Raw genomic sequence first — 16,152 nt, 5'->3', positions numbered from 1 at the left:
GTAGCCTGGAACGGAAATCACCCGATTTAAAGTGCCACAACATTCACTATGAGATGCGTAGCATGAACACTTTGCTACGCATCTTTTTGTGGATTTATACCATAATAATGATTAATTTAGGCGATTTTATTTTTCAGAAAATAAGAACTTTAATATTATGAATATATAATGTTCATCTTTTTTAAAATTGTGTTATACTAATCACCATAAAGTATATAATTAATTTGAGTATGTACTCACAGGAGGATTTTATAAATGACAGTATCAGTTGCTATTAATGGTTTTGGACGTATCGGACGTATGGTTTTCCGCCAAGCGATCGTGCAAGAAGGTTTAAATATCGTTGCAATTAACGCTAGCTATCCAGCTGAAACGTTAGCACATTTGATTAAGTATGACACAAATCACGGAACATTTGAGGGTTCAGTTGAACCAGCTGGCGATGCTTTAATTGTAAATGGTAAACGCGTTCAAATTATTAGCGAACGTGACCCATTAAAATTACCATGGGCAACAATGGGCGTAGATATCGTTATTGAAGCAACTGGTAAATTTAATGATCGTGAAAAAGCAGCAATGCACTTAGAAGCAGGCGCAAAGAAAGTTATCTTAACAGCACCGGGTAAAAACGAGGACGTAACAATTGTTTTAGGTGTAAATGACGAGAAACTTGATATCGCAAAACATGATGTTATTTCAAATGCTTCTTGTACAACAAACTGCTTAGCACCAGTTGCCAAAGTATTAAATGACACATTTGGTATCGAAAGCGGATTAATGACAACAGTTCACGCTTATACAAATGACCAAAAGAATTTAGACAATCCACATAAAGATTTACGTCGTGCACGTGGTTGCGCACAGTCTATCATTCCAACATCTACAGGTGCTGCAAAAGCATTAAAATTAGTGTTACCAGAATTAGAAGGCAAAATTCATGGTATGGCACTTCGTGTTCCAACACCAAACGTATCGTTAGTTGACCTAGTAGTTGATTTAAATACTGATGTAACAGTAGATTCTATCAATGCTGCATTTGTGAAGGCTGCTACAGAAGGTCCAATGAAAGGTATCTTAAACTTCTCAGTTGAGCCTCTAGTATCTTCTGATTACAATACAACAACTTACTCTTCTACAGTTGATGGACTTTCTACAATGGTAATGGGTAACCGTAAAGTAAAAGTACTTGCTTGGTACGACAATGAGTGGGGCTATTCTGCACGTGTTGTTGATCTTGTGAAAAAAGTGGCAAAAGCTTTAGAAACAGTTAATGCATAATAATAATTAGACGAAGCACATTGAAATCCCGGTGATTTCAATGTGCTTTTTTTATTTAGAAAGCAGCTTAAATGTAGAATCTATGCTTGTACTTTCTCCTTTCAAGGTTTATCATGAGCACACTAGCGTGAATGCGCTTTTCTTACACGTAGGAAATTTGTTATAATAGAAATATTAAATTGTTGTGAAATCAGGAGAGTAATTATATGAGATGTCCATCTTGCCAATTTAACGGAACGCGTGTTGTGGATTCGAGGCCTGTAGATGATAATAAAGAAATTCGTAGACGTCGTGAATGTGAGTCATGTGGCTTCCGCTTTACAACGTTTGAAAAAATTGAAGAGACACCGTTAGTTGTAGTGAAAAAAGAAGGTTCACGAGAAGAATTTAGCCGTGAAAAGGTACTTCGTGGCCTTATTCGTGCTTGCGAAAAACGTCCTGTTTCTCTTGAAGTACTTGAGGGACTAGTAATGTCTATCGAAAAAGATCTTCGTCGCATTGGGAATTCTGAAGTCCGATCTGAGGATGTAGGAGAAATGGTAATGGATCGCTTAGCGAAAATCGATGAGGTTGCTTATGTGCGCTTTGCATCGGTTTATCGTCAATTTAAGGATATCAATGTCTTTATTGAAGAAATTAAAGAAATTATCCAACGTCAAACAGAACAGAAATTATAGGGAAAACAGAGAGGGTGAATGGCGTTGATCCATTTGTATAAGGAATTGCAGCCCGCTGATCCTTTTGATATCCGTTTACCTCATGCACTTTCTACGCAGGAACGTCAATTAGTAACACTTTTTTATCAGCCTTTAATTGGAGCGGAACCAATCAGCCTTTATTTAACACTATGGGCTGAGGCTGAGGAAATGCCTAAGCAGCAATTGACACATTATTATTTAATGAATGTACTAGGACTTCCTATTGGCAAAGTATTTGAGGCGCGTATTGCGCTCGAAGCAATTGGTCTGTTACGCACATGGAAAAAAGAAGATGCTGAACATCGAAGCTTTTTATATGAGCTGATACGTCCACTTGATGCAGATAGCTTTATGAAAGATCCACTGCTCTCGATGTTTTTATTTAGTAAAATTGGTGAGCAAGCTTATCGGAAGTTACGTCAGCGTTTTATTCCATCTGCAAGAGATGTAGAATTTAAAGATGTATCGCGTGTCTTCATAGATGTTTTTAAGCCTGTAAGTACAAAGATTCCAGATGAATTACAAGCTGATACTAGTCAGAAGGATAAACAGCAAAAGGTATATCCGTTTTATTTTGATCAGTTTGACTTTGATCTACTGCAAGCGGGCTTATCGGAGCAACTAGTGCCGGCAAGCCTACTAACATTTGAGGTACGTGAATCAATAGCAAAATTAGCATTTTTATATCGCTTAACGGCACTTGATATGCAAAAAGTAGTGATTCTTGCATTAGATGATGACCTAGGTATTTCATTGGAACGTTTACGGAAGGCCGCTGCAGATTTTTATAAGCTAACGGTATCAAAAGAACCACCAAAGCTTGCTAGAGTAAGTGAGCCATCATCTATAGAGGAATCAGGCCAAAAAACAAAGGATCAGGAGCTTCAGCAATATTTAGAAACGACTCCCCCTGTGCAAGTACTGCGAGATATCAATAATGGCAAAGAACCTCTACAGACCTCCGTGCAGCTTGCTGAGAGTTTAATTGTCCAGCATGGAATGCCAGTAGGCGTTGTTAATGCTCTTTTGGAATATGTAATGTTAACAACTGATATGAAGCTACCTAAAAAATATGTGGAAACGATTGCGGATCATTGGGTACGTAAAAATATTCAAACAGCAAAAGAAGCAATGGAACTAGCACGCCAAGAGCATGATAAGTACACTACGTGGAAAAATAAGCCTCAGACTTCGGCAAAAAAGAACTCGTACACAAAAAATCGCCGAGAGGAAAAAGTACCAGATTGGTTTTATAAGCGCAATGAAAAATCGGAGGAAGTATTAAAAGATACAACGAATACTGACGCTACTGATTTTGAAAAGGAAAGACAAAAAATACTAGAAAAATTAGGGAATATTCAAAATAAGGTAGGTGAATGACAATCGAACCAATTAATAGACCATTAAAAAGAGCAATTAAGGTACCATCATTTCAAGAACGATATGAAGCGATGCGTAAAGAAATATTAGAAAACCCTCGTGTACAAGAGTTTTTAGCTGAGCATATGGATGAGTTAAGCTATGATGCGGTTGAACGTAATTTACCGAAACTCCATGAATTTATTAGTCAATCTACAGTTTGCTGTGGTTGTGATAATACAGAAAATTGTACAAACTACTTAAAAGGTTTTTTACCTACTTTACGCGTAGTGCGGAGTACCGTTGAAATTGATTATGTACGATGCGAGCAAAAGATACGTGAAGATGAGCGCCGGGATGTTGCCAATATGATCGCAAGTATGCATATGCCGAAGGATGTGCTACAAGCTACTATAAGTGATTTATTTATTGATGATCATACACGTGTTGACATTGCAAACCGTGCGGCTGATTTTGTTCAAAATGTACTAGATACAGGGAATTTGCCTGCTAAGGGCTTTTATTTATATGGTCAATTTGGAGTGGGGAAATCTTTTGTGCTAGGCGCATTAGCTAATGAACTTGCGAAGGCTAAAGTAAAATCAGTTGTAGTTTTCGTGCCTGAATTTTTACGAGAAATGAAAAATGCAATTGGTGACAACACGTTGAATGAAAAAATAGATTATGTGAAAAAGGCACCAGTGCTAATGCTCGATGATTTAGGCGCCGAGACAATGACCGCTTGGACGCGAGATGAAATTCTAGGGACTATTTTCCATTACCGTATGGCGGAGCAATTACCAACATTCATTACATCTAATTTTAATTATGATGAATTGGAGCATCATTTAGCACAGTCGCAAAAAGGTGACATTGAAGTCGTAAAGGCTGGACGTGTTATGGAACGTATTAAAGCCTTGACAGAGCCGATTAAAATGGGCGGGCAAAATAGACGTATGTAAGATTGGCAGTTGCATTTTATGACAATCGAGCGTATACTGTCACATATAATAATTAACAAATGCATTGATGAGGACATGAATTTTGTGTAACGTCTTTTAGAGAGGGAAGTCATTGGCTGTAAGCTTCCTAGTTCGAGCACACTATTTACTACCTGCTGAGCAGCGAAAGGGATAATCTTTCGCCGGTCCCTAGCCCGTTAGCTAGCCTTGAGCTTCGTCTGACTATAAAAAGTCGGAAGGAAGAAGGGTGGAACCACGAGCATACGCTTCGTCCCTTTCATAGGGACGGAGCTTTTTTATTTCCGTTCAATGGAAAATAGTGGTGAGATGAATGCGGATATAGTTTCTTTTCAGAGGTGTCCAAACACCTACTGAATAAGGATAAATTCCGGGGATTCTTGGACTTCAATCATGCATCACAACAAACCTATAAGGAGTGCAAACAAAATGTCAGATATGATTAAATTAACTTTCCCAGATGGCGCTGTAAAGGAATTTGCAAAAGGTACATCTACTGATGACGTAGCATTATCAATTAGCCCAGGACTTCGTAAAAAAGCATATGCCGGTAAAGTAAATGGTGTCTTAGTCGATTTAAAAACAGCAATTGAAGAGGACGCAACAATCTCGATTATTACACAAGATGATGAGGAAGCACTTGAAATTCTACGTCACTCAACAGCACACTTAACAGCACAAGCGATTAAACGCTTATTCCCAGATGTTAAACTCGGTATTGGTCCAGTTATTGAAGGTGGCTTCTATTACGATATAGATGCACCAACACCAATCACTGCTGAAGACCTACCAGCAATCGAAAAAGAAATGAAAAAAATTATCGCTGAAAATCTAGAGATCGAGCGCAAAAATGTTAGCCGTGCAGATGCACAAGCGATCTATGAAGAAATCGGCGATGAATATAAATTAGAATTACTTGAAGCGATTCCAGCTGATGAGCAAGTTTCTATTTACTACCAAGGTGAATTTTTCGACCTTTGCCGTGGTATCCACGCACCATCGACTGGCAAACTACGTGAGTTCAAACTTCTTTCATTAGCTGGTGCTTACTGGAGAGGTAACTCAGATAACAAAATGCTACAACGTGTTTATGGTACTGCATTCTTTAAAAAAGAAGATTTAAAACATCATCTACAAATGCTTGAAGAAGCAAAAGAACGTGACCACCGTAAAATTGGGAAAGAATTAGAGCTATTCACTCTATCTCAAACAGTTGGTCAAGGTTTACCACTATGGCTACCAAATGGTGCAACAATTCGCCGCATTATTGAGCGTTATATTGTAGATAAAGAAGTACGTCTTGGCTACAAACATGTTTATACACCAGTTTTGGGTTCAAAAAAATTATATGAAACATCAGGCCACTGGGGACATTACCAAGATGACATGTTCCCACCAATGGAAATGGACAACGAAACATTAGTATTACGACCAATGAACTGTCCACACCATATGATGGTCTATAAATCATCACTGCATTCTTATCGTCAGCTTCCTATTCGTATTGCTGAGTTAGGAACACAACATCGTTATGAAAGCTCAGGTGGATTATCTGGTTTACAACGCGTACGAGGTATGACTTTAAATGATGCTCATATTTTTGTGCGTCCTGACCAAATAAAAGATGAATTTAAGCGTGTCGTGAATTTAGTTCTTGAAGTGTATAAAGATTTTAATTTAAACGATTATAAATTCCGTTTATCTTATCGTGATCCTGCAGACACTGAAAAATATTACGATGACGATCAAATGTGGGAAAAAGCACAGGGGATGCTAAAAGAAGCAATGGATGATCTTGGCTTAGATTATTATGAAGCTGAAGGCGAAGCAGCGTTCTATGGTCCAAAATTAGACGTACAAGTAAAAACAGCTATTGGTAAAGATGAAACATTATCGACTGTTCAGCTTGACTTTTTACAACCAGAACGCTTTGACTTAACTTACGTTGGAGAAGATGGTAAACCACATCGTCCAGTTGTTATTCACCGTGGTGTTGTATCAACGATGGAACGCTTCGTTGCCTTCTTAATCGAAGAATATAAAGGTGCATTCCCAACATGGTTAGCACCAGTACAAGTTGAAGTCATTCCAGTTTCAAACGAAGCACACTTTGATTATGCAAAACAAATTGAAGAGCAATTAACTGCAGCGGGCTTACGTGTTGAAATGGATGACCGTGAAGAAAAACTAGGCTACAAAATCCGTGAAGCACAAATGAAAAAAATCCCGTATATGCTTGTTATCGGAGACAAAGAAGTAGAAGCAGGTGGCGTAAATGTACGTCGTTACGGCTCAAAAGACTCAGAAACAATTAGCTTCCAAGACTTCTTAGCTAACATTAAAGCAGAAATTACAAAATAATTTCTATATATAAGTTGATTGAAGTGAAGACTAGGCGACTCCTTGGGGATCAGCGACATAAGATGAGTCCTTCAGCGGCGCAACGGATGTTTTCTGTGCGAAAGCGTAGTGCTGACGTAGCGGCAGCAACGAAGCAGCTCATTGAACGCCCCTAAGTAGCGCCAAGTCAGAACGGAAATTAACTATAGTGGTTTAGATTAAAAATCTTTAGGATACTTTAATAATTATAAGCTAAAAAACATTTGACAGCTTATAAAGTACATGCTATCATAATTAAGGTTAATGAATACAAAGTTTGTGGTTGAAGTAGAGGCTGCCCGCTTCTCACCTGATACAACGCTCTTATGCTGTGAACAGGTATTACACGTTGAATTGTTTTGCGCAGACTTGCGCATGCACATATAGCGGGCGGACATCTTCAAAGTGTCCGTCCTTTTTTTATGGACATGACAAGAGGATGTACCGTTCAACCGGGCAAGGCTTTGCCCAAACCATGTATTCGCGACAATTACTTGGAGGTGGATTACTATTAGCAAAGACATGTATGTAAACGAAGGCATTCGCGCACGTGAACTTCGATTAATCGATCACAATGGTGACCAGCTTGGTGTAAAGACACGTAACGAAGCGCTAGAAATCGCCGCTCGTGTAAACTTGGATCTTGTCCTTGTGGCCCCTCAAGCCAAGCCGCCAGTCGCTCGTATCATGGACTATGGTAAATTTAAGTTTGAACAGCAAAAGAAAGACCGTGAAATTCGTAAAAATCAAAAGGTCATCGTAATGAAAGAGGTTCGTCTGAGCCCAACAATCGATGAGCATGATTTCCAAACGAAGCTACGTAATGCGATTAAATTCCTTGAAAAAGGTGATAAAGTAAAATGTAGCCTACGTTTCAAAGGTCGTGCGATTACACATAAAGACATTGGTCAACGTGTGTTAGATCGTTTTGCTGAAGCTTGTGCTGAAGTATCGACGGTTGAACAAAAACCGAAGATGGAAGGCCGAAGCATGTTCTTAGTTCTTCAACCAAAGAACGAGAAATAATATTAGACGAACAGTTTAGGAGGAATTCGACATGCCAAAAATGAAAACTCACCGTGGAGCTGCGAAACGTTTCAAAAAAACGGGTTCAGGTAAATTAAAATACGACCGTGCTTATGGAAGCCACTTATTCGCAAACAAATCTACGAAACAAAAACGTCACCTACGTAAAGCAAACATCGTTTCATCTGGTGACTTCAAACGCATCAAATCTTTACTTGTTTACATGAAATAATTGACTAAAAAATACTAACATTCATTTTTAAATGAAAAGCAGGAGGTAATTCATATGCCACGCGTAAAAGGCGGAACAGTGACGCGCAAACGTCGTAAAAAAGTATTAAAATTAGCTAAAGGTTACTATGGTTCAAAACATACATTATACAAAGTTGCAAACCAAGCAGTAATGAAGTCAGGTCAATATGCATACCGTGACCGTCGTCAGAAAAAACGTGATTTCCGTAAATTATGGATCACTCGTATCAACGCAGCTGCTCGCATGAACGGTCTTTCATACAGCCGTTTAATGCACGGTTTAAAAGTTGCTGGTATCGAAGTTAACCGTAAAATGTTAGCTGACTTAGCTGTAACTGATGCAGCAGCATTCACTCAATTAGCTGAATCTGCTAAAAAAGCAGTAGCTAAATAATTTTTGACGAAGTTAAAAATTATTTCTGCACCGAAAGCGAAGCGACAGGTGCAAAATTTTTCAAAAGACTGATGGATTTATCCGTCAGTCTTTTTTTGTGTTAGAGTAGTAGTAAATAGAAAATAAAAAGGAGTACTCAATGGGACAAGCATTATTAGCGTATATGGCGATTGTTTCTATAGTCCTGCTCATTATGATGGGCATGGATAAATCAAAAGCAAAAAAGCATGAATGGCGTATTGCAGAACGCACATTATTTACATTAGCAATCGCTGGAGGTGCAGTAGGGGGCGTGCTCGGAATGTATTTATTCCGACATAAAACACGCCATAATAGCTTTGCATTCGGCTTTCCACTGCTAGCAGCTATTCAAATTTTTATCATAGTACAAATATGGTGATAAATCGCAAAATCATTCCGATAAAACTCGGGAATGTTCCGATAAAATCAGTAAATGTTCCGATAAATCACGAAAACATTCCGATAAATAAAAAACATCCTCATTATGAGGATGTATTGCGCATAAGCTTTTCAATGGGCTGCTTCCAGTTTATTTTTGCGCTCGGATAGTTCAAGAGAATTTCTTGCTGTAGGTATTCAAAGTCTCTTTTCGTGAAACCTTGCAGTGTAGCGGCGTCGCGGGCGCCAACAAAAATCGTAACAACCTCGAAGGCATCTTCAGTAGTGCCGAGGTATTTTTCACCTTCGAAAAGAGCTCCCTTATAAGAGATAAAGAAATTTTTTCGGACATTTTTGACGTCATCATAAAAATAATATTGGCCTTTTTCATAGGCTTCATCAAGTTTTCGCTTAGGATCGGTTATATAACGAATCGCTTTATAAAATACATAGATAATAAGAGCAATAACAGCAAGACGAATAAGTAACGGCAACATTTAATTTCCCCCTTGAAGAAAGGTTATTCCTTCCTATACGATTGTAGAGGGCAATTAGTTTCACTTTTTATAAATATTTTTAAGAAATTTAGGAGAAAAAAATGAATTTACAACAACTATTTAAAATGCAAAAAGAGCTTGATGATTTCATCGAGAATACACAAAATATTGAACGTGATGTGTTTAAAGAAAAAGGTTTAGCCTTAATGGTAGAGCTAGCTGAACTCGCAAATGAGACACGTTGCTTTAAGTTTTGGAGCACAAAGGGAGCCTCAGAGCGTGATGTAATTTTAGAGGAATATGTAGATTCGATTCATTTTATATTATCACTTGGCCTATTAAAAGGTTATACAGTGATAGAAAAATGGCCTGTGATTAAAGAGAAGAGAGATTTAACAGAGGCATTTTTAATGACACAAGACTATATTTTAAGTTTTATTAGTCAACCAACAGAGGATAGATATTTAGCGATCTGGCAATGCTATGGATTACTTGCGTTTAATCTAGGCTTTTCGTTTGAGGACGTAGTTGCGGCATATATAGAGAAAAATGAAGAAAATTATAATCGTCAACGTTCAGGATATTAAAGTGTAAGAAATACACCAATTTTCTGACGATTAAGCTAGGAATATTTCGGTAAACGAAGTATAATAGAGAAGATACAAGAGTCAGGAGGCAAAAAAAGATGACACAACTAGATCCAACATTACAAATGTTTAAAGATTTAACAGATGCGAATGGTATTGCAGGTAATGAACGTGCACCACGCGAAGTCATGAAAAAATACATTGGACCATATGCAGACTTAGTTGAAACAGATAATTTAGGTAGCGTCATTGCTAAAAAAGTTGGCGATGAAAATGGTCCTAAAATTATGGTTGCAGGCCATTTAGATGAAGTAGGCTTCATGGTTACTCAAATCGATGACAAAGGGTTCATCAAATTCCAAACTGTAGGCGGCTGGTGGAGCCAAGTTATGCTTGCACAGCGTGTAACAATTACAACACGTAAAGGCGAAGAAATTATCGGGGTTATTGGTTCAAAGCCACCTCACATTTTACCAGCAGATGTGCGTAACAAAGTGGTAGACATTAAAGATATGTTTATCGATGTTGGCGCGGCTTCAAAAGATGAAGTGCTTGAATGGGGCGTACGCCCTGGCGATATGGTAACACCATATTTCGAATTTAATGTGATGAAAAACGAAAAATACTTATTAGCAAAAGCATGGGATAACCGCATTGGTTGTGCAATTGCAATTAATGTTATGAAAGCATTGCAAAATGAAAAACATCCTAACATTCTTTATTCTGTAGGGAATGTCCAAGAGGAAGTAGGGCTTCGTGGTGCGAAAACTGCTACGCATAAAATCCAACCAGATATCGGCTTTGCTGTCGATGTAGGTGTTGCAGGAGACACACCAGGGGTAACTGCAAAAGAATCAACTAGTAAAATGGGTGCTGGTCCACAAATTGTTGTCTACGATGCATCAATGGTGTCACACCGTGGCTTACGTGAATTTGTATTAGATGTGGCTGATGAGCATAATATTCCATATCAATTTGAAGCAATGGCTGGTGGCGGTACAGACGCTGGTTCTATCCACGTAACTGCAAATGGTATACCTGCCCTATCTATCGGTATTGCAACACGCTACATCCACTCACATGCGGGCATTTTACATCGTGATGATTATGACAACGCTGTAAAATTAATGGTGGAAGTTATTAAAAAATTAGACCGTGATGCAGTTAATAAAATTATTTTTGACTAATACTTGAAATACTATGATTTTGCCTTCTAACAAATTTGTTAGGAGGCTTTTTACGTTGGTTAGACCAAAGCAATATATCAATGTTGATAGCAAGTCAAGCACAAATAGAAGAACAAAGCATTGTAAAGCCCTATATGCCGTGAATGCTCCTCTATTTCATACTCTTCTAGGATCTTGCTAGAGGTTTCTCATGTAAGTTAACGGGAGAGATTGAGGAAGCAAAAAGGACTTGTATGTAGTTTTACGCACAAGCCCCTAGTGTGATAGGTTAATATTCTGATTGTAGAAAAGAGGATAATTGTACCTTATATACCTGTTACGTTATTAATAGGCGTAGATTTTCCATTGACTTGAATATCAATCGTATCGTGGTTAGAGTCTAACGTTAATTTATAGACATGTTGCTTTATTGCATTATCTTGTTGATTCGTAACATCTAACTTTATTATTAATGTATCATTCTGTGTTTCAAGATCTGTTGTAACTGTTCCTTTTGTCCGAAAAACGATATAAGAAACATCTTTATCTACTTCGTTGATTAATTGAAGTGTATTTTTTTCATCAATTACCTTTTGTACTTTTTCTGGAACAATCTCAATTTCACTAATACTTAACTTTGATGAATTACATGCTGTTAAAATAAATACTGTCAAAAACACTAAAAATAATAATTTTTTCAATTCCTTTTCATCTGCCTCCTTTCAAATAATTATAAATCACATATATAGGGAATTTTAACATGGAAAATCATAAATTGGTGAAGGAATGGTAAATGTGTAGCAAGATAGAATAACCGTTATAAACAAGCTATATGAGAATGTCTAAACTGATACTAATCGCTGGCTCTATCCACGTAAATGCAATAGGTGTGCCAGCACTATCAATCGGTATTGCAACATGCAGGCATTTTTCATCATGATGATTATAAAAACAGCCCTCAAACTTAAATGCTTAAAGGCTGTTTGTTAGTTTATGTCGATAAATTTAAAAAGTTAGGCTATAAGTTCAAAACTTTTATCGATAAATTTACATTATCCCTCGATAAAAATAAAATCTAATTATTTTGTAAAAGCTGTAATATATCTTTTCCGATTTGCCCAGGGTTTGCCGCCAATATAGGCGATCGATAATTTGATAGAACAACGACGCCCGTTTGTTGTGTTTTATCAAACCCTAAATAACTAGAGAAAGCTTTCGTCGAACCGTTATGCCAAATGATATTGTCATCGAGTTGCCAACCTAGACCAATACCTATCTTTTCTGAAAAAGTTTCAGTAGCTTGATGTGTTAATGTATAACCTAAGTTTTCATCACTTAAATGTGCTTTCATAAATTTTAAAAGATCATTGACAGTTGAACGGGCTGCCCCTGCTGCCATAAATTCATTCATTTGGAGCGGTGGCTTTTTATGTCCAAGGATCGTGTATCCTTGCAATACTGCATCTGCTTTATCAGAAGGGATAGAGATAAACGTATTTGGCATATTTAATGGATCTGTTAATCTTTGTTTGATAGCTGTTTCATAATCAGTGTGAAGTGTATTGGCTAAAATATATCCTAAGAGCCCCATTCCTACATTAGAATATCTAAATTTAACTTTTGGCTCGTTTGTGTGCGTTTTAAAATAATGTATAGTCTCGTCTAGTGAATATTGACAAAAAGGATCACGAGGTGTTTGTGCGTCAAAAACATTGTAAATGTTCTTCAGCACACCTATTCCTGGTAGTCCAGAAGTATGATTGGCTAAGCGTTTGAGAGTGACAGGGTGATTATCGGGAATTGCTGAAAAGTATTTGCCGATAGAATCTTCTACATGGACGTGTCCTTCCTGTATCATTTCCCCTAATATTGATGTAGTAAAAACTTTAGAAATCGATCCAACTTCATATATATAAGGTTTTTTTTCCAGCATAAAATTCGAGCCACCGAAAGTAAAAGTAGCTTCTTGGTCTTGAGAAATGATACCTATGGATAAAGCAACATTTGGACGAGTTTTTATATAGGGATAAGCAATTTTAAATATGTCCTTTTTTAAATCATATAAATCCACAATAATACCTCCATTAAGAACGCTTATTTTTTTTCTGCTCCTCTGAAATAATAGAATGTAATTTCAAACGTATGTCCTTTAGTTGTAACAAGTCCTCTCTATTGAGCTTTGTATAATATTTATAAATAATAGCAAGCTCGATTTCCTCTAGTTTTTGAAAATAAAGAAGACCTCGATCATCTAGTTCTATAATAACCTCTCTACGATCCTTTTTACTCATTGTTCTTTTTATATAACCTTCTTGCTCCAGCCTGTTTACTAATTGGCTAACAGCACTAGCAGATGTCCCTATTAATTTTGCTAATTCATAAGTTTGGAGGGGACCTTTCGTCTGAAGAAGACTTAAAAATACTACTTGTTTTGTTGTTAACGTTTCATCGAACAACGAGGAAAATTCTTCGGTTAACATTAAATTGGTTTCATATTCAACTTGATTAATCTCATTAACAAGATGTACCAATTCCTTATCCATATATTTTACCACCTAAATAATTAATATATATTAATTATAAATATGTATTAATAATAATGCAATTTTCTTAAATGTACGATTGAAATTGAATTGTAGAAAATATGCACAAATATTTGATTAGTCGTGATTTTGTCATAATTAAAGATAAAATTCTAATTTTTTAAAATAAACATAAAAATTCAGTTGATTTTATATTTATGCATTGTTATACTAAACCCAACAGCAACTAAACAAGGAGCGAAGGCTATGAAATTACTAGAGGAAGTACAGTTAAAGTTAGTGTCTAGCTTAAAAGGTAAGGACTTATTAACCTTGCTAGACTATACAAGTGAAGAGGTTCAGCAGTTAGTGGAGCTAGCGACACAGTTGAAAATGATTACTAAAGAGGGAAAATGTCCGAAGCTACTAGAAGGTAAGACACTCGGCATGATTTTTGAAAAACATTCAACTCGTACTCGTATTTCTTTTGAAGTAGGTATGAACCAATTGGGTGGAAAAGGTATGTTTATGCATGCTCGTGATTTACAGATTGGTCGCGGTGAATCGATTTATGATACAGCACATGTGTTATCAGGGTATTTAGATGGTATTATGATTCGCGCGAACTCACATGCAATGGTGAAGGAGCTTGCAGAGAATGCATCTATACCAGTTATAAATGGACTAACGGATATTTATCACCCATGTCAAGCTCTAGCGGATTTAGAAACAATCATTGAAAATAAAGGTAAACTAAAAGGACTAAAAATTGCATATGTTGGAGATGGCAACAACGTGGCGCACTCATTAGTAGTCGCTTCTGCGCATGTAGGAATGAACGTGGCAGTGGCAACACCAGTTGGTTATGAATGTGATGCCGAAGTAATCGCAAAAGCACAGGCTATCGCAGCAGCAAATGGTAGCACAATTATAATTACAAATGATCCTGTAGAAGCGGTTTTAAACGCGGACGTAGTATACGCTGATGTATGGACGTCAATGGGGCAAGAAGAGGAAACTGCAAAACGTCTACAAGACTTTGCGGGTTATCAAATTAATGATGAGCTTGTCGCATACGCAAAACCGAATTATATGTTCCTACACTGTTTACCAGCTCATCGTGAAGAGGAAGTAGCGTCATCCGTTATTGATGGTCCGAATTCCTATATCTTTGAGCAAGCAGAAAACAGACTCCATGCACAAAAAGCGGTGCTTGCATCAATTCTAGCTTAATGCAATGAATGAAACTTTTCGAGCAAGCTAATGCCATGCACAAATTTGCTTTATGGCACAATGCTTCTCAGCAGTTTGAGAAGTAATATACAGAGTTCACATTGGCAACAGGGGGTGTCAATATGAATAACATAACAGTGGTGTGCAGACAGAGGGATGTAAGCCACGCGCGATGTATGTAATCAAGATGGATGACCACATCGCTACATAATAAAGTAACCTGGGAGACGCTGGGTTACTTTTTTCTTGTTGCGCTACTTTCGCGGATTTTTTATTTCAAATACATGATGAAAATTTAATACCTAGTTTTCCAATCTTTTATAGAGAATAAAAACGATTATATATATAATAGGATAAATAAGTAATTTGAGGAGGGCTCCAGTTGAACATTGACCATATCGAAGCATTTTTATATGTAGTGCATTATAAAAGTATTCATAAGGCCGCAAATGCATTGTTTTTATCTCAACCGACTGTAACAGCTCGTATTAAATCATTGGAGCGAGAGTTAAATGTAGAGTTATTTCACCGCGATGGGCGAAGTGTAATATTATCAGATAAAGGCAAGGACTTTGTACCGTTTGCGACACAGATTGTGCAAACCTTCCAACAAGGAAAGAAACAATTAGAGGAAGCGCAGGAGTCTGATGAGGTGTGCATTGGTACAAATGGAGTCACAGCACAATATTTTTTAGCTTACGCATTGCCAAAATGGAAGAAAGACTTTCCACATTTGCGTTTTCAGATCATGACAGGTTCAACGGCAGTGATTTTAGAGAAACTACAAAGTCATCAAATCCATCTTGGTCTTATTCAATATGTGCATTGCGAAGGAATTTCCAATGAGCTATTGCTAGATAATGCAGTTAAACTTGTGATGCATCAAGAGCATCCCTTTATACAACAAAATCTAATTAAAGCAAAGGAACTGGCACAACAGAAAATGGTGTTTTTTGAATGTGGGGCTTTTGATTGGAATTACGTGCATAAAATGTTTGAGGTAGAGGGCGTATCAGCAAATATTGAGGTGCGAACGGATCATTTAGAGGTTGCGAAAGAATTTATCCGTACGAGAGAATATATGAGCTTCTTACCACATCTCTGCGTAAAAAAAGAGCTTGAAAGTGGTGAATTTGTTGAGATTGATGTTAAGCATTTACTTGATATGAATCAACACATTTTTTTAACGTATAAAAGTAAAGAAACGCTGCCACCAGTCTTTTGGAAAACAATATTAGAAACAGCTGAACGATTTGAAAGCCTTCGAGAAAATCTGAATTGATAAAATATTTTTTAAGTCAGTAAATTTTTTTCTATTATGTAGACTATTGCAAATTGTATAAATGGACTGTATTATCTTCCTCAACCCTATTTTATCTTCA

The 16,152-nt window shown here is 37.1% G+C and carries 17 protein-coding genes; 13 read left to right on the top strand and 4 right to left on the bottom strand.

What is annotated here, in order from left to right:
- Positions 1-255 precede the first annotated feature (255 nt).
- The 9 genes from ACQKMV_RS11105 to ACQKMV_RS11065 all read left to right on the top strand — a co-directional run bounded on the left by ACQKMV_RS11105 (position 256) and on the right by ACQKMV_RS11065 (position 8,766).
- The gene (locus ACQKMV_RS11105) at positions 256-1,278 is read left to right on the top strand and encodes a glyceraldehyde-3-phosphate dehydrogenase (RefSeq protein WP_427425463.1); all 1,023 of its coding nucleotides are present in this window, start codon (positions 256-258) and stop codon (positions 1,276-1,278) included.
- A 206-nt stretch (positions 1,279-1,484) separates the two neighbouring features.
- Positions 1,485-1,955, top strand: a complete 471-nt coding sequence (nrdR, locus tag ACQKMV_RS11100) for a transcriptional regulator NrdR (RefSeq protein WP_049667519.1) — start codon at positions 1,485-1,487, stop codon at positions 1,953-1,955.
- Positions 1,956-1,973: 18 nt separating this feature from the next.
- Positions 1,974-3,356, top strand: a complete 1,383-nt coding sequence (locus ACQKMV_RS11095; protein ID WP_427503932.1) for a replication initiation and membrane attachment family protein — start codon at positions 1,974-1,976, stop codon at positions 3,354-3,356.
- A gap of 2 nt (positions 3,357-3,358) precedes the next feature.
- A complete protein-coding gene (dnaI, locus tag ACQKMV_RS11090) occupies positions 3,359-4,297 on the top strand; it encodes a primosomal protein DnaI (RefSeq protein WP_427503972.1) in 939 nt (312 codons plus the stop codon).
- Positions 4,298-4,744: 447 nt separating this feature from the next.
- Positions 4,745-6,676, top strand: coding sequence for a threonine--tRNA ligase (gene thrS / locus ACQKMV_RS11085; RefSeq protein ID WP_427503931.1), 1,932 nt, complete (start codon positions 4,745-4,747; stop codon positions 6,674-6,676).
- 540 nt (positions 6,677-7,216) lie between these two features.
- Positions 7,217-7,720, top strand: coding sequence for a translation initiation factor IF-3 (gene infC, locus ACQKMV_RS11080; RefSeq protein WP_012295602.1), 504 nt, complete (start codon positions 7,217-7,219; stop codon positions 7,718-7,720).
- A gap of 31 nt (positions 7,721-7,751) precedes the next feature.
- The gene (gene rpmI, locus ACQKMV_RS11075; RefSeq protein WP_004226312.1) at positions 7,752-7,952 is read left to right on the top strand and encodes a 50S ribosomal protein L35; all 201 of its coding nucleotides are present in this window, start codon (positions 7,752-7,754) and stop codon (positions 7,950-7,952) included.
- Positions 7,953-8,006: 54 nt separating this feature from the next.
- Positions 8,007-8,366, top strand: a complete 360-nt coding sequence (gene rplT, locus ACQKMV_RS11070; protein WP_049667524.1) for a 50S ribosomal protein L20 — start codon at positions 8,007-8,009, stop codon at positions 8,364-8,366.
- A 139-nt stretch (positions 8,367-8,505) separates the two neighbouring features.
- On the top strand, positions 8,506-8,766 hold the full coding sequence (locus ACQKMV_RS11065) for a DUF1294 domain-containing protein (RefSeq protein ID WP_053592415.1): 261 nt from the start codon (positions 8,506-8,508) through the stop codon (positions 8,764-8,766).
- A 103-nt stretch (positions 8,767-8,869) separates the two neighbouring features.
- Here the strand turns inward: ACQKMV_RS11065 and ACQKMV_RS11060 are convergent, their stop codons facing one another.
- Entirely contained in the window at positions 8,870-9,262 is a 393-nt protein-coding gene (locus ACQKMV_RS11060; protein WP_427503930.1) for a sigma-w pathway protein ysdB, read from the bottom strand.
- Between the two features lie 101 nt (positions 9,263-9,363).
- On the opposite strand from ACQKMV_RS11060, the gene ACQKMV_RS11055 reads away from it, so the two are divergent.
- Both ACQKMV_RS11055 and ACQKMV_RS11050 read left to right on the top strand, forming a co-directional pair.
- Entirely contained in the window at positions 9,364-9,849 is a 486-nt protein-coding gene (locus ACQKMV_RS11055; RefSeq protein ID WP_427503929.1) for a dUTP diphosphatase, read from the top strand.
- A gap of 98 nt (positions 9,850-9,947) precedes the next feature.
- Positions 9,948-11,036, top strand: coding sequence for a M42 family metallopeptidase (locus tag ACQKMV_RS11050; RefSeq protein WP_427503927.1), 1,089 nt, complete (start codon positions 9,948-9,950; stop codon positions 11,034-11,036).
- A 305-nt stretch (positions 11,037-11,341) separates the two neighbouring features.
- On the opposite strand, the gene ACQKMV_RS11045 is transcribed toward ACQKMV_RS11050, so the two are convergent.
- The 3 genes from ACQKMV_RS11045 to ACQKMV_RS11035 all read right to left on the bottom strand — a co-directional run bounded on the left by ACQKMV_RS11045 (position 11,342) and on the right by ACQKMV_RS11035 (position 13,558).
- Entirely contained in the window at positions 11,342-11,689 is a 348-nt protein-coding gene (locus ACQKMV_RS11045) for a peptidylprolyl isomerase (protein ID WP_427503926.1), read from the bottom strand.
- A 401-nt stretch (positions 11,690-12,090) separates the two neighbouring features.
- Positions 12,091-13,086, bottom strand: a complete 996-nt coding sequence (locus ACQKMV_RS11040) for a serine hydrolase domain-containing protein (protein ID WP_427503925.1) — start codon at positions 13,084-13,086, stop codon at positions 12,091-12,093.
- 13 nt (positions 13,087-13,099) lie between these two features.
- Entirely contained in the window at positions 13,100-13,558 is a 459-nt protein-coding gene (locus ACQKMV_RS11035; protein ID WP_427503924.1) for a MarR family winged helix-turn-helix transcriptional regulator, read from the bottom strand.
- 246 nt (positions 13,559-13,804) lie between these two features.
- Here ACQKMV_RS11035 and argF point away from each other — a divergent pair, with 246 nt between their 5' ends.
- The gene (gene argF / locus ACQKMV_RS11030; RefSeq protein WP_427503922.1) at positions 13,805-14,770 is read left to right on the top strand and encodes an ornithine carbamoyltransferase; all 966 of its coding nucleotides are present in this window, start codon (positions 13,805-13,807) and stop codon (positions 14,768-14,770) included.
- Between the two features lie 382 nt (positions 14,771-15,152).
- On the top strand, positions 15,153-16,052 hold the full coding sequence (locus tag ACQKMV_RS11025) for a LysR family transcriptional regulator (protein WP_427503921.1): 900 nt from the start codon (positions 15,153-15,155) through the stop codon (positions 16,050-16,052).
- Positions 16,053-16,152: the final 100 nt, after the last annotated feature.

It is taken from the genome of Lysinibacillus sp. NPDC094403 (assembly GCF_050278745.1).
GTDB lineage: Bacteria > Bacillota > Bacilli > Bacillales_A > Planococcaceae > Lysinibacillus.
Note: the sequence above shows the minus strand (reverse complement) of the source record. Positions and strands in the feature narration are given on the sequence as shown.

Coding starts and splice junctions, on each gene's coding strand:
- rpmI (WP_004226312.1), top strand. CDS start 7,752: ATGCCAAAAATGAAAACTCACCGTGGAGCTGCGAAACGTTTCAAAAAA.
- ACQKMV_RS11050 (WP_427503927.1), top strand. CDS start 9,948: ATGACACAACTAGATCCAACATTACAAATGTTTAAAGATTTAACAGAT.
- thrS (WP_427503931.1), top strand. CDS start 4,745: ATGTCAGATATGATTAAATTAACTTTCCCAGATGGCGCTGTAAAGGAA.
- ACQKMV_RS11055 (WP_427503929.1), top strand. CDS start 9,364: ATGAATTTACAACAACTATTTAAAATGCAAAAAGAGCTTGATGATTTC.
- ACQKMV_RS11060 (WP_427503930.1), bottom strand. CDS start 9,262: ATGTTGCCGTTACTTATTCGTCTTGCTGTTATTGCTCTTATTATCTAT.
- ACQKMV_RS11095 (WP_427503932.1), top strand. CDS start 1,974: ATGGCGTTGATCCATTTGTATAAGGAATTGCAGCCCGCTGATCCTTTT.
- infC (WP_012295602.1), top strand. CDS start 7,217: ATGTATGTAAACGAAGGCATTCGCGCACGTGAACTTCGATTAATCGAT.
- ACQKMV_RS11035 (WP_427503924.1), bottom strand. CDS start 13,558: ATGGATAAGGAATTGGTACATCTTGTTAATGAGATTAATCAAGTTGAA.
- ACQKMV_RS11065 (WP_053592415.1), top strand. CDS start 8,506: ATGGGACAAGCATTATTAGCGTATATGGCGATTGTTTCTATAGTCCTG.
- argF (WP_427503922.1), top strand. CDS start 13,805: ATGAAATTACTAGAGGAAGTACAGTTAAAGTTAGTGTCTAGCTTAAAA.
- ACQKMV_RS11105 (WP_427425463.1), top strand. CDS start 256: ATGACAGTATCAGTTGCTATTAATGGTTTTGGACGTATCGGACGTATG.
- nrdR (WP_049667519.1), top strand. CDS start 1,485: ATGAGATGTCCATCTTGCCAATTTAACGGAACGCGTGTTGTGGATTCG.
- rplT (WP_049667524.1), top strand. CDS start 8,007: ATGCCACGCGTAAAAGGCGGAACAGTGACGCGCAAACGTCGTAAAAAA.